Raw genomic sequence first — 12,505 nt, forward strand, 5'->3', positions numbered from 1 at the left:
AAGGCCTTCATCGCCAAACCCGGCCACAAGCTGGTCTCGGCGGATTATTCGCAGATCGAGCTGCGTCTGCTGGCGCAAGTCGCCAACGTGCCGGCGCTGCGTCAGGCATTCAAGGACGGCACCGACATTCATGCGATGACAGCCTCGGAAATGTTCGGCGTGCCGGTGAAGGACATGCCGGGCGAGGTGCGGCGGCGCGCCAAGGCGATCAATTTTGGCATCATCTACGGCATCTCGGCCTTCGGGCTTGCCAACCAGCTCGGCATCGCCCGCGAGGAGGCCGGCGCCTATATCAAGAAGTATTTCGAGCGTTTCCCCGGCATCCGCGACTATATGGACTCAACACGGGACTTCTGCCGCGAGCACGGCTATGTCGTCACGCTGTTCGGGCGCAAATGCCATTACCCGGACATCAAGGCGTCGAACCCTTCGCTGCGCGCCTTCAACGAGCGCGCCGCGATCAATGCGCGTTTGCAGGGCTCGGCCGCCGACATCATCCGGCGCGCCATGACGCGCATGGACGATGCGCTGCGCGACGCCGGATTGTCGGCGCAGATGCTGTTGCAGGTGCATGACGAACTGGTGTTCGAGGTGCCGGATGCCGAAGTCACCGCGACCCTGCCGGTGGTCAAGCGGGTGATGGAAGACGCGCCGACGCCTGCGGTGCAGCTCCATGTGCCGCTGTCGGTCGATGCGCGCGCCGCCGACAACTGGGACGAGGCGCATTGATGACCAGGGTACGCGTATTCTATCGGCCGCTTGTCCCCGCGAAGGCGGGGACCCAGCGAGAGCCTATCCATGAGCTTCTATGTTTACATCCTTGCGAGCCGGCGTAACGGCACGCTGTATCCCGGGATGACGGACGATCTCGTGCGGCGTACCTGGCTGCACCGCGAGGGCGCGCTAAAAGGCTTCACTAAGCAATATAAGGTCACAATGCTCGTCTGGTACGAAGAGCATACATCGAGAGAATCTGCTTTCGCGCGTGAAAGGCAGATGAAGAAATGGAACCGAGCCTGGAAATTGCGCGAAATCGAGACTTCGAACCCGGATTGGCGCGACCTTTACGATGAAATCGCGAATTAGCGATTGAAAGACTGGGTCCCCGCCCTCGCGGGGACGAGCGGAAAACTCCTACTGAAAGCAAGTAAAACATGTCCCCTCTCTCCTCGTTCCCCGTCACCAAGCTCTGGCCGGCAAAGAATCCCGACATCCTGCAGCTCTATTCCTTCCCGACGCCGAACGGCGTGAAGGTCTCGATCGCGCTGGAGGAGATGGGCTTGCCGTATGAGGCGCATGCGGTGAACATCACGAAGAATGAGAGCTGGACGCCGGAATTTCTCTCGCTCAATCCGAACGGGAAAATTCCGGCGATCATCGACCCGAACGGACCGGGCGGAAAGCCGCTCGGCCTGTGGGAGTCCGGCGCGATCCTCGGCTATCTTGCAGGCAAGACCGACAAGCTGATCCCGCACGATCCGGCGCGGATGATCGAGACCATCCAGTGGGTGCATTTCCAGATGGGCGGCATCGGCCCGATGTTCGGGCAGGTCGGCTTCTTCCACAAATTCGCGGGCAAGGACTACGAGGACAAGCGTCCGCGCGACCGTTACGTCAATGAGTCCAAGCGGCTGCTCGGCGTGCTGGAAGGCCGCCTCAAGGGCCGCAAGTGGATCATGGACGACGATTTCACCATCGCCGATGTCGCGAGCATCGGCTGGGTGCGCAATCTGGTCGGATTTTACGGCGCGCGCGAGATCGTCGAATACGACACGCTGACGGAGGTTCCGCGCTGGCTCGATGCGGCGCTGGCGCGTCCGGCGGTGCAACGGGGATTGGAGATACCGAAGCGGCCGGGGTGACGCTCCGGCGGAGAGGCGCTGTAGGATGGGTTGAGCGTAGCGAAACCCATCGTCTCGCCAACCGAGCAAATGGATGGGTTTCGCTGCGCTCAACCCATCCTACGAAGTTGAGATCAAATCCACACGCTCACTTCATCCAGCGTCTTCTTGGCGATCGCCGGCACCCGGCAATCCTCAGCCGGATAGCCCGCCACCAAGAGGATGTAGGCCTTCTCGCTCTCCGGCCGTCCGCAGATCTCGTTGAGGAAGCCCATCGGCGATGGCGTATGCGTCAGTGTCGCGAGGCCGGCATTGTGAAGCGCCGCGATCAGGAAGCCAGAGGCGATGCCGACCGATTCCGGCACGTAGTAATGCTTCACCTTGCCTCCCTCCGGCGCCGTGCCATAGCGCTGGCCGAAGATCGCGATCAGCCACGGCGCGGTTTCGAGGAACGGCTTTTCCCAATCGGTGCCAAGATGGCGCAGTGCGCCCAGCCATTCGGCGCCGGCACGGCCGCCATAAAATGTCTTTTCCTCCTCCTCGGCCGCGACGCGGATACGCGACTTGATCGCCGGGTCCGAAATACAGACGAAGGTCCATGGCTGCTGGTTGGCACCCGATGGTGCCAGCGCGGCGGTGCGCACCGCATTGACGATGATCTCGCGCGGAACCGGCCGGTCGGAATAGTCGCGCACCGTGCGGCGTCTGGCCATCATGGCGAGAAAATCCCGCGACCGTTGCAGCATCGCTTCCGGTGCCAGCTCCTCGAAGCGAAGGGGCTGATAGACAGGGTTGAGCATGGTCGGCATTCCCGATTGCGGCCAAGATCAATCAAGATCAATCAAGATCATTGGGGAAAATGGGTGGTTCGGCCAGCGTCAAATGGCGAGCCGGGCACGTTGGTGGTAGGGAAATGCCCATGACACAGTCCATGACACAGTCTGCGACACCATCAAGCCGTCCGCTCGCCGAGACCCGAACGCGTCTGCAGGAAATCATCCGCGGGCGCTCGTTCGGGCGCGGCGAGATCACGCTGGCATCCGGCCGCAAGAGTGATTTCTACTTCAACCTGAAGCCGACCATGCTCGATGCCGAGGGCGCGGCACTGCTGGCCGAACTGACGCTCGATGCGTTGGCCGGCGAGAAAATCGACTATGTCGGCGGCCTGGAAATGGGCGCGGTGCCGCTGGCGGGCGCGATCGCGCAGCTCTCCTTCATGCGCGGGACGCCAATCCAGGCGTTCTTCGTACGCAAGAAGCCGAAGGACCATGGCGCAAAGCTGTCGGTCGAGGGCCTGGCGCCTGGGGAGTCGCTCAAGGGCAAGCGCGTTGTGATCGTCGAAGACGTCACCACCACCGGCGGCTCCGCCATCAAGGCCGTGGACGCCGTGCGCGACAGCGGGGCCGAAATTGTGATGGTGCTCACCATGGTCGACCGCCAGGAAGGCGCCGCCGATACCTTTCGCGAGGCGGGTCTGGATTTTCGTTCGCTCTACAAGGCGGCCGAGTTTCTCTGAGCCGTCAGGCATCGGTCGTTCGCCTTTGCGGTAGCCATCGCCAATTTCCGGGCAAGGCAAATTTTTCGCTCAAGGCAAATTTTTCGCCGAGGGATGCCTTTTGCGGGCGTGGTTATCGGGTCGTTTACCGCCTGTCCCTTATGATGAGCGCCATACCCGTGGCGTAGGGTGCCCGCGATCCCGCGATTCAACGCAACCAATCCGTCTTTGGTGCGTTAGGGGCCGCAACAGGGCACTCACGGATGAAAGGGGCCATGCGTGGCTCGGAGTTCTGTATTCGTGCGTCGCCGCCGGCTGGTCGCAGCCGCAGCTGTGGCCGCATTATTCGTGGCGGACGTTCCCTCCCCCGCATCCGCACAGAATTTGTTCGAGGCCCTGTTCGGGGGCTTTCGTCGCGCAATGACTCCGCGCGCCCCGTCCTTCGCCGATCCCAATCAGGACGCGCGCGCCGATCATGCCGGCCGCGTATCGTCCGGTTATTGCGTGCGGCTGTGCGACGGCCGCTATTTCCCGGTCAGCGGCCGCGGGAGGATGAACGCTGCGGAAATGTGCCGTGCGTTTTGTCCGGCGGCGCCGACCCAGATTTTCTCAGGCGGCGGTATCGGGCGCGCGGTCGCGCCCAACGGGCAGCGCTACAGCGATCTGCCCAACGCCTTCGTCTATCGCGAGAAAATGGTTCCGGACTGCAGCTGCGACGGCAAGAGCCCGACCGGACTGGTGCGCTTCGACGACGCCGAAGATCCGACCCTGCGGACCGGCGATATCGTGGCGACCGAGAGAGGCTTGATGACATATCGAAGCGATGGCACGCGCTCCGAGTTTGCGCCGGTCACCGGCACGGGATTGTCCCCGGCGCTGCATCAGCAATTGACGGCGACGCGGGTTGCGCCGGGATCCGGCGCCGACGGGTTGGCCGATGGCGACGCGGTGCCGAGCGGCGAAGCGCATCAGCGCGCACAAGCAGTCCGCTAGTGTCCCGAATCCGAAGTCCGCGTCATTTATTCGAAGGACATTAGCAAACCTCTGATTTTCGTGTGGTTTGGTTCGGAAATCCGCCTGACGGGCGTGCTGTAAGCATGAAGCGGATTTCCGAACCACCAGTAGCGTGCTTTCGTTACCCGACAGATTTTCCAGTGCCTGCGCTGCCCGCACCGCACGATGATGTGACGATTTTTCCCGAAACCCTGTGCCCTCGCGTGCATTGACCTGCCGTTCACGGTCTTGGGAACGAGGGTTGTCTGGTGTTGCGCATCTGTCGATCACCGAAAAATCGGCGCGTTGCCTTCGCGCTGGTGGCCGGTTGTGTGATTGCGGCCGGCTATCCGTCATTTGCGCAGGCCTTTTTCGACCTGTTCTTCCGGCATGCACGCCCGGCACCGCCGCAGGTGCGTTCCTATGCCGATCCCAGCCACGACAACCGCGATCCGGTATCTCGCCGCGGCGGGAATCGTGAAGGTCGCGGCGGTAGCGTCGCGTATTGCGTGCGGCTGTGCGACGGACGCTATTTCCCGATCAATTATCGCGGCGGTGGGCCGGAATTGTGCAGCTCCCTGTGCCCGGCGTCCCCGACACAGGTCTTCAGCGGCGACTCGATTGATCGCGCCAGGTCGGACGACGGCAAGCGCTATTCCGAAATTCCGAACGCGTATCTCTATCGCGAGAAACTCGTGCCCGGATGCGGCTGCGCGGCCGGCAAGCCGCTCGGCCTCGCGCGCCAGGACATCGAGGACGATCCGACGTTGCGCAAGGGCGATATTCTCGCAACAAAAAACGGCTTCATGTCGTATCGCGGCCATACCCGGCGGTACGCGGATTTCGAGCCGCTGAATATCAACAAGCTGCCGAAAGCGCAGCGCAGACGTCTGTCCGAAACCGGCATTCAGCCGGCTCCGGTCTCGCACGCGCCGGCGGAGACCACCGGCATGGCGCCGGCGAGCAGCGGCGTGGATCGTCGTGCTCAGGCGTCGAGATAGGAAACGACCTCGTCCCCCAGCGCCAGAGACGAGGTGAGGCCCGGCGATTCGATTCCAAACAGGTTGACCAGACCGGACATGCGGTGCTCTGCCGGGCCTTCGATGACGAAATCGGCGGCCGGCTCTCCCGGACCGGTCAGCTTCGGTCGAATTCCGGAATAATCCGGCGCCAGCGAATCGTCCGGCAAGCCCGGCCAATAGGTGCGGATGCGCGCATAGAACGATGCTGCGCGCGAGGGATCGACGTCGTAATTCTCGTGTTCGATCCACTCCACATCCGGCCCGAACCGCATGCGACCGGCAAGATCGAGCGTGACATGAACACCGAGCCCGCCATCGACCGGGGTCGGATAGATCAGCCGCGTGAAGGCCGGTCGGCCGGAAAACGCGAAATAATTCCCCTTGGCCAGCACCTGTTTCGGGATACGCGTTGCCGGATAGCCCTCGATTCGGCGCGCCACCGCCTGCGCCGACAAGCCTGCGCAATTGACCACGGCGTCGACATCCAGATGCCCCGGCTCGCGCCCGCCGAAATGCACGCGCCAGGCATGCAGCATCGGGGTCAGCCGCTCGACCGGCGTTTCAAACGCAATGGCGCCGCCCAGGGCTTCGAGATCGCCCTGCAACGCCAGCATGTAAGCGTGGCCATCGATGATGCCGGTCGCCGGCGATGCCAGCGCCGCAATACAGCGCAATTCCGACTCGAGACCGCGCGCGGCATTGCCGCCGATCAGTTCGAGACCCTCGACGCCATTGATCTGTCCTTGCGCGAAAATGGCCTCCAGCCGCGTGCGTTCGGCCTCGGTGGTCGCGACGATGAGCTTGCCGCAGCGGAGATGCGCAACGCCGTGGCTCTCGCAGAATTCGTACAGCAAGCGGTTGCCGCGTGCGCAGAATTGCGCTCGCAGCGATCCGGTCGGGTAATACATACCGGCATGGATCACCTCGCTGTTGCGAGACGAGATGCCTGTACCGATGGCAGTCGCAGCTTCCGCGACGATGACGTCATGGCCGGCCCGCGCGGCGGCCCGCGCGACGGCAAGCCCGATCACACCCGCGCCGATGACAAGAACCTGCATCGCCTCAATCGAGTCCGTTCACCCGACCGAGCCATACACCTTGCGCGGGAGCCAGAGAACCAGTTCGGGCCAGACGAAGACCACAACGACCATGATCAGCTGGAGGATGACGAAGGGAATCACACCGCGATAGATGTGTACCGTGGTGATCTCCTTGGGCACCACGCCTTTCAGATAGAACAGCGAGAAGCCGACCGGCGGCGTCAGGAACGAGGTCTGCAGGCAGACCGCGAACACCACCACGAACCAGATCAGATTGAAGCCGAGGTCCTTCACCACCGGCGCGACCAGCGGCAGGATGATCAGGACGATTTCCAGCCAATCGAGGAAGAAGCCGGAGACAAACGCCACGAACAGGATGAAAATCAGAATGCCGGTCGGGCCGAACGGCAGCCCCTTCAGCAGATGGGCAATGAACTCGTCGCCGCCGAGCGAGCGCATGACCAATGCAAAGGCCGTGGCCCCGAGAAAGATGCCAAAGATGAAAGCCGTCGTCAGCGCGGTCTCGATTCCGACCTGCCGGACCACTTGCAGGCTGAGCCGCCCATTGAAAAGCGCGAGCAGCGTCGCACCGAAAGCGCCGACACCCGATGCTTCGCTTGGCGTCGCGAATCCGGTGAAAATGGTGCCAAGCACCGCAATGATCAGCGTCGCGGTTGGAACGGTGGCAAGGATCGCGCCCCAGACCTCGCGGCCCGTGAGCGGTTCGGCCTCGGGCGGCGCGGGCGCCATGTCCGGGCGGATCAGGCCGACGAGGATAACGTAGAAGAGATAGAGAAATCCGAGCGCCACGCCCGGGACGATCGCTCCCATGAACAGATCGCCGACCGATATGGAGAGCTGGTCAGCCATGATGACCAGCATGATCGAAGGCGGCACCAGGATGCCGAGCGTGCCGGCGGCGGCCACCACGCCTGATGCGAACTCCTTGGAATAGTTCTGCCGCATCATGATCGGGATCGACAGCGTGGCGAGCAGCACGACCGATGCCCCGACAATTCCGGTGGACGCGGCTAGCAGGATACCCATCAGCACAACGGTGATGGCGAGCCCGCCGCGCATGCCGCGGAAGACGCGGACGAAATTCGTCATCATCTTTTCGGCGACGCCCGAGCGGTCGAGCATCAGGCCCATATAGACAAACATGGGCAAGGCGACGAGCACCCAGTTCGCCATGGTCGCGAAGATGCGGTCGACGATGATCGCGAAATTGCCCCAGCGCGTGAGCAGGAAGGTATCGACGCCGAAATAGTCGTGCAGCAGGATTCCGCCGGCGGTGAAGATCAGCGACAGGCCGCCCAGCGTCCAGGCGATCGGGTAACCCAGAAAGATCGACGCGACGAACGTGACGAGAAACGCGACGACAATGATTTCGTAGACTTCCATATCGCTCCCCGCCCCGCGCTGCTCTATGTCTTCAGCCGCAGGGCAGCTATCACACGAGACAGCCGCGAGACGCCGGCCATGGCGAGCAGCAGAAAGGTCGCTGCCAGGAACGCCTTGATGACGAAGCGATAAGGCAGCCCATCGGGCGCCGACGAGATTTCATGAATGGTGTAGGATTGCGTCGCATAGGGTACGGCGTGGAGCAGCACGAACAGCGAGAACGGCAGAAGGAAAAACGTCAGGCCGAACGCCTCGATCCACAGCCTGCGCCGCGCCGGCCAATGCTCCGCCAGCACATCGATGCGGACGTGACGTTCGCGGATTTCGGCGAACGGGATCGCAAGCATGAAGCCGATGCCGTAGAGATGCCATTGCATCTCTTCCATCTTGATCGAGCCGAGACCGAAGGCATAGCGCTGCACCACCTGATACACGATCAGGAGCATCAGTGCGGTCCAAATCCACGACGACGCCTCTCCGACCGCGGTGATGATGGCGTCGAGGAAGCGCGAAATGCGGGTGGTAGGAAGCGGGATTCCGGACGGCCCCAGTACGGGGCCGTCCGCCGCGGATTGCGGTAACGTCATTCCGGCCGCCGGCTTATTTGAAGTCGCGCGGGAGATAGCCGAACTCTTTCCATTTCTGATTCTGTTCCATGAAGGCGACCTGGCTGTCATAGACCTTCTTGAAAAGCGGATTGGAGGCGGACTTCTCGGCCATGACCTTCTTGGTCGCGGTCTGGAAGACCTTCAGCAGCTGCGCATTCACCTGCTTGACCTGAACGCCTTCCTTCTCGAACTTCTGCAAGGTCTTGCCCTGCAACGCCTCGGACTTGGCAAGCGCGATGGTGACGGCGGCAGTGCAGGTGGTTTCGATGATCGCCTGGGTCTGCGGGTTGAGCTTGTTCCACGCCGCCAGGTTTACATAGAGATACTGGTTGGTCGACGGCTGGTGCCAGCCCGGCATGTAATAGTATTTCGCGACCTTGTAGAAGCCGAGCTGCTCATCGACGGTCGGCAGCGAAAATTCGGTGCCGTCGAGCACGCCTTTTTCCAGCGCCTGGAACAGTTCACCGCCGGGCAGCAGCGTCACCGATGCACCGACTTCCTTGTAGATGTCGCCGCCATATCCGGCCGCGCGGAATTTCAGGCCCTTGATGTCGTCGGGGGTGTTGATCTCCTTGCGGAACCAGCCGGCGCCCTCCGGTCCGATCGTGCCGCAGAAGATCGGATAGACGTTATGCGGCTTGAAGACTTCTCGCAGCAGCTCGTTGCCGCCGCCAAAATACATCCACGCCATGAATTCGGGCGATTCCATTCCGAACGGCACTGCACCGAACAAGGCCGCAGCCGGAACCTTGCCGACCTCGTAACCCATCCAGGTATAGCCGGCCTCCGACTTGCCTTCCGATACGGCATCGAACACGGCAAGCGCGGGCACGAGCTTGCCGGGCTCGAAAATCTGCAGCTTGATGCGGCCGGCCGACATCTTGTCGAGCTGTTGCGCGACCCATGGCATCGCGTCGCCCAGTGCCACAAGATTGGAGCCGAACGCCATCGGGACCGGCCAGCGCACCGCTTCGATCTGCTGAGCGTGAGCGGTTGTTGCGCCGAGCACCATCGCCGCGCCGGCCGCAGCGGAACGAACCCATTTCATGAAGGTATCCTCCCTGTTTGTGTACTTTTGCCGCGGCTTCTTGAGTGGCCGCCCATCGGGACTTCCCGAATATGCAAAAAAGCATATCGCGCCGTTTGCGCTGGTGGAAGCGCGGCCTTGGCCGTTTCCTGCAAACCCCGGGAAAAAGTCCAGCGGACCCGCTGCGCGCCGGACCGGATCAGGGCGCCTCGCTGTCGAGATGCGCCATCTGCTCGGCGCCATATCGTGTGCCGGAGGCGGCGCCCTTCGGTACAGCCGTCTCGATCCGGCGCAACACCTCCGGCGCAAGCGTCACATCGGCGGCCTTGAGGATGTCCGCGAGCTGGGCTCGATTGCGCGCGCCGATCAGCGGCAGGATGTCGTCGCCGCGCGACAGCACCCAGGCGAAGGCGAGTTGCGGCAACGTCAGGCCCAGATCGGCGGCAATGGCCTGCAGGGAGGCGACCAGCTTCGCATTGGCGGCGAAGTTCTCGCCATGAAAGCGCGGCATGCGTCCGCGAATGCCTGCGCTGCCGGTGGTTGCCGTCACTTGTGGCGAGATCAGTCCACGCGAGAGCACGCCATAGGCCACCAGTCCGATGCCATGCGTGCGGATCGCCGGCAGGATCGCGTCCTCGATGCCGCGGCTGAGCAGAGAATATTCGATCTGCAAGGCTGCGATCGGAGCGACGGAATGCGCGCGCGCAATCGATCCGGCAGATGCTTCCGACAGTCCGATGTGGCGCACATAGCCCTGCCTGACGAGATCGGCGATGGTGCCGGCCACGTCTTCGACCGGCACCGGCGAATCCAGTCGCGCCGGCTGATAGAGGTCGATGTAGTCGGTACCGAGCCGCCTGAGACTGTAGGCAAGAAAGTTACGGATCGCGGCTGGCCGCAGATCATAGCCATCCCATTTCAGGTCGGGCGTCCGCAGCGCCCCGAACTTGATCGAGATGAAGGCCTGGTCGCGGGCGCGGCCCCTCAGCGCCTCGCGGAGCAGCATTTCGTTGTGGCCCATGCCGTAGAAATCGCCGCTGTCGAGATAGCTGATCCCGGCATCGAGGGCGGCGCGGATGGTTGCGATGCTCTCGGCATCGTCTGGCGGACCATAGCCGCCGGAAAAGGCCATGCAGCCAAGGCCCAGCACCGAGACGCGCGGGCCGGATTTTCCGAGCTGGCGTTGATGCATCGACGCCTCCAGAAACAGTCATGGCCGGGCTTGACCCGGCCATGCATCACATTTCGAAACGATGGATCACTGGATCACGCCGCGTTGCGGCGGCCCGGTGACGACACCTGTTACTCCGCCGCCAGCCGCACTTCCGGCGCCGCCGCACGCACCTCGGCGTCGACCTTGCTCTCGAACTTGGTAAAGTTGTCCTGGAACATCTTCACCAGCGCGCGCGCCGTCTCGTCGAATTCCTTTTTGTTTTGCCAGGTCTTCATCGGATAGAGCAGGTGCGGCTCGATGCCCGGCACCGAGGTCGGCACCGAGAAGCCGAAATAAGGGTCGGTGCGGAACGAGGCATTCTTCAGCGAACCGTCGAGTGCCGCGGTCACGAGTGCGCGCGTCGCCTTGATCGGCATGCGCCGGCCGACGCCATACTTGCCGCCGGTCCAGCCGGAATTGACCAGCCAGCAATCGACATTGTGCCTGGCGATGTAATCGCGCAGCAGGTTGCCGTATTCGGCCGGAGGGCGCGGCAGGAACGGCGCGCCGAAGCAGGTGGAGAATTCCGGCTGCACGCCGACGAGGCCCTTCTCGGTGCCGGCGACTTTGGCGGTATAGCCGGATAGGAAGTGATACATCGCCTGCGCCGGGGTGAGCTTTGCGATCGGCGGCATCACGCCATAGGCGTCGGCGGTGAGGAAGACGATGTTCTTCGGATGGCCGGCGCAGCCGGTGCGGGAGGCATTCGGGATGAAGTCCAGCGGATAGGCCGAGCGCGTGTTCTCGGTTTTCGAGATGTCGGTGTAATCCGGGACGCGGGTATCGGGATCGAACACCACGTTTTCCAGGATCGCACCGAACCGGTTGGTGGCGTCCCAGATCAGCGGTTCTTTCTCGTAAGAGAGGTCGACGGTCTTGGCATAGCAGCCGCCCTCGAAATTGAAGATGCCGTCGGGACCCCAGCCGGTCTCGTCGTCGCCGATCAGCGTACGCGCGGGGTCCGCCGAAAGCGTCGTCTTGCCGGTGCCGGACAGGCCAAAGAACAAGGCGGAATCGCCGTTGGGCCCGACATTGGCCGAGCAATGCATCGGCATCACGCCCTGCGCCGGCAGATAGAAGTTCAGCGTGGTGAACACCGACTTCTTCATCTCGCCCGCATAGGAGGAGCCGCAGATCAGCACGATCTTCCGGGTGAAATCGATCGCCACCATGGTGTCGGAGCCGTCGCGGCCGCCGTGACGCTTCGCATCGGGGCGGAACGAGGGCAGGTCGATGATGGTCATGTCGGGAACGAAGGAGGCAAGCTCGGCGCGCTCCGGCCGGATCAGCAGCGTGCGGATGAACAGCGAGTGCCAGGCCAGTTCGGTGAAGACCCGCACCTTGATGCGGTAGGTCTTGTCGGCGCCGCCATAGAGGTCCTGCGCGAACAGCGACTTGCCTTTGCAATGCGCAAGGAAATCGGCATGGAGATTGTCGAAATGCTCCTTCGACATTTTGCGGTTGCCGTCCCACCAGACGCTGTCGCGGGTGAGATCGTCGACCACGGTGTGCTTGTCCTTGGGCGAGCGGCCGGTGTGATGGCCGGTCTCGGCGCAGAGCGCGCCGCCGGCGACGATGCTGCCTTCGCCCGCCGAAATAGCGCGCTCGTAAAGTGGTGCCTCGGTGAGATTCCAGTGGACGGCCTGAAGCTCTTTCAGACCGAATTTGTCCGCCCCGTAAGCTTTGTTTCTTACGCCCGATTCCTGCACGGAATGCCCTCCGAAAACGCCCTCGGCCGCCCTTGCGCGGCCAGTCTCTCTCACACGCTGATGTCGGTGTGCGGCCCTTGAGATAGCTCAAATAACGGCCCCGGCGGACCGCGCGATTTCTTAGAGCCGCGCCCGCCGAAATCCAAGCATTTT

The 12,505-nt window shown here is 62.8% G+C and carries 13 protein-coding genes; 6 read left to right on the forward strand and 7 right to left on the reverse strand.

Going from position 1 to position 12,505, the window contains the following annotated elements; genetic code table 11:
- The 3 genes from AB7F49_RS08315 to AB7F49_RS08325 all read left to right on the forward strand — a co-directional run.
- The coding region (locus tag AB7F49_RS08315) for a DNA polymerase (RefSeq protein WP_428521367.1) at positions 1-729 on the forward strand (729 nt) is incomplete at its 5' end.
- A gap of 69 nt (positions 730-798) precedes the next feature.
- A complete protein-coding gene (locus AB7F49_RS08320) occupies positions 799-1,086 on the forward strand; it encodes a GIY-YIG nuclease family protein (protein WP_428521368.1) in 288 nt (95 codons plus the stop codon).
- A gap of 68 nt (positions 1,087-1,154) precedes the next feature.
- A complete protein-coding gene (locus AB7F49_RS08325; RefSeq protein ID WP_428521369.1) occupies positions 1,155-1,862 on the forward strand; it encodes a glutathione S-transferase family protein in 708 nt (235 codons plus the stop codon).
- A gap of 113 nt (positions 1,863-1,975) precedes the next feature.
- Here the strand turns inward: AB7F49_RS08325 and AB7F49_RS08330 are convergent, their stop codons facing one another.
- Complete coding sequence (locus AB7F49_RS08330; protein WP_428521370.1) at positions 1,976-2,641, reverse strand: nitroreductase family protein; 666 nt, start codon at positions 2,639-2,641, stop codon at positions 1,976-1,978.
- A gap of 119 nt (positions 2,642-2,760) precedes the next feature.
- Here AB7F49_RS08330 and pyrE point away from each other — a divergent pair, with 119 nt between their 5' ends.
- The 3 genes from pyrE (at position 2,761) to AB7F49_RS08345 (ending at position 5,330) form a co-directional block, all read left to right on the forward strand.
- Positions 2,761-3,357, forward strand: a complete 597-nt coding sequence (pyrE, locus tag AB7F49_RS08335; RefSeq protein WP_428521371.1) for an orotate phosphoribosyltransferase — start codon at positions 2,761-2,763, stop codon at positions 3,355-3,357.
- Between the two features lie 279 nt (positions 3,358-3,636).
- Entirely contained in the window at positions 3,637-4,329 is a 693-nt protein-coding gene (locus AB7F49_RS08340; RefSeq protein WP_428521372.1) for a DUF2865 domain-containing protein, read from the forward strand.
- Positions 4,330-4,598: 269 nt separating this feature from the next.
- Positions 4,599-5,330: a DUF2865 domain-containing protein gene (locus tag AB7F49_RS08345; protein WP_428521373.1), complete on the forward strand. Its 732-nt coding sequence runs from the start codon at positions 4,599-4,601 to the stop codon at positions 5,328-5,330.
- Here AB7F49_RS08345 and AB7F49_RS08350 read toward each other — a convergent pair.
- The 6 genes from AB7F49_RS08350 to AB7F49_RS08375 form a co-directional block, all read right to left on the reverse strand.
- Positions 5,315-6,409, reverse strand: a complete 1,095-nt coding sequence (locus tag AB7F49_RS08350; protein WP_428521374.1) for an NAD(P)/FAD-dependent oxidoreductase — start codon at positions 6,407-6,409, stop codon at positions 5,315-5,317. The two genes, AB7F49_RS08345 and AB7F49_RS08350, sit on opposite strands and share 16 nt — an antisense overlap.
- An 18-nt stretch (positions 6,410-6,427) precedes the next feature.
- Positions 6,428-7,795, reverse strand: a complete 1,368-nt coding sequence (locus tag AB7F49_RS08355; RefSeq protein WP_428521375.1) for a TRAP transporter large permease — start codon at positions 7,793-7,795, stop codon at positions 6,428-6,430.
- A 23-nt stretch (positions 7,796-7,818) separates the two neighbouring features.
- Positions 7,819-8,382 (reverse strand): TRAP transporter small permease subunit, encoded by a 564-nt coding sequence (locus AB7F49_RS08360; protein WP_428521376.1) that lies wholly within the window; start codon positions 8,380-8,382, stop codon positions 7,819-7,821.
- A 13-nt stretch (positions 8,383-8,395) separates the two neighbouring features.
- A complete protein-coding gene (locus AB7F49_RS08365) occupies positions 8,396-9,451 on the reverse strand; it encodes a TRAP transporter substrate-binding protein (RefSeq protein WP_428521377.1) in 1,056 nt (351 codons plus the stop codon).
- Between the two features lie 178 nt (positions 9,452-9,629).
- Entirely contained in the window at positions 9,630-10,622 is a 993-nt protein-coding gene (locus AB7F49_RS08370) for an aldo/keto reductase (RefSeq protein ID WP_428521378.1), read from the reverse strand.
- Positions 10,623-10,732: 110 nt separating this feature from the next.
- Positions 10,733-12,352 (reverse strand): phosphoenolpyruvate carboxykinase, encoded by a 1,620-nt coding sequence (locus tag AB7F49_RS08375; RefSeq protein ID WP_428521379.1) that lies wholly within the window; start codon positions 12,350-12,352, stop codon positions 10,733-10,735.
- Positions 12,353-12,505 lie beyond the last annotated feature (153 nt).

It is taken from the genome of Pseudorhodoplanes sp., from assembly GCF_050250235.1.
In the GTDB taxonomy this organism is placed as follows: Bacteria; Pseudomonadota; Alphaproteobacteria; order Rhizobiales; family Xanthobacteraceae; genus Pseudorhodoplanes.

Coding starts and splice junctions, on each gene's coding strand:
- AB7F49_RS08320 (WP_428521368.1), top strand. CDS start 799: ATGAGCTTCTATGTTTACATCCTTGCGAGCCGGCGTAACGGCACGCTG.
- AB7F49_RS08325 (WP_428521369.1), top strand. CDS start 1,155: ATGTCCCCTCTCTCCTCGTTCCCCGTCACCAAGCTCTGGCCGGCAAAG.
- AB7F49_RS08330 (WP_428521370.1), bottom strand. CDS start 2,641: ATGCTCAACCCTGTCTATCAGCCCCTTCGCTTCGAGGAGCTGGCACCG.
- pyrE (WP_428521371.1), top strand. CDS start 2,761: ATGACACAGTCCATGACACAGTCTGCGACACCATCAAGCCGTCCGCTC.
- AB7F49_RS08350 (WP_428521374.1), bottom strand. CDS start 6,409: ATGCAGGTTCTTGTCATCGGCGCGGGTGTGATCGGGCTTGCCGTCGCG.
- AB7F49_RS08355 (WP_428521375.1), bottom strand. CDS start 7,795: ATGGAAGTCTACGAAATCATTGTCGTCGCGTTTCTCGTCACGTTCGTC.
- AB7F49_RS08360 (WP_428521376.1), bottom strand. CDS start 8,382: ATGACGTTACCGCAATCCGCGGCGGACGGCCCCGTACTGGGGCCGTCC.
- AB7F49_RS08365 (WP_428521377.1), bottom strand. CDS start 9,451: ATGAAATGGGTTCGTTCCGCTGCGGCCGGCGCGGCGATGGTGCTCGGC.
- AB7F49_RS08370 (WP_428521378.1), bottom strand. CDS start 10,622: ATGCATCAACGCCAGCTCGGAAAATCCGGCCCGCGCGTCTCGGTGCTG.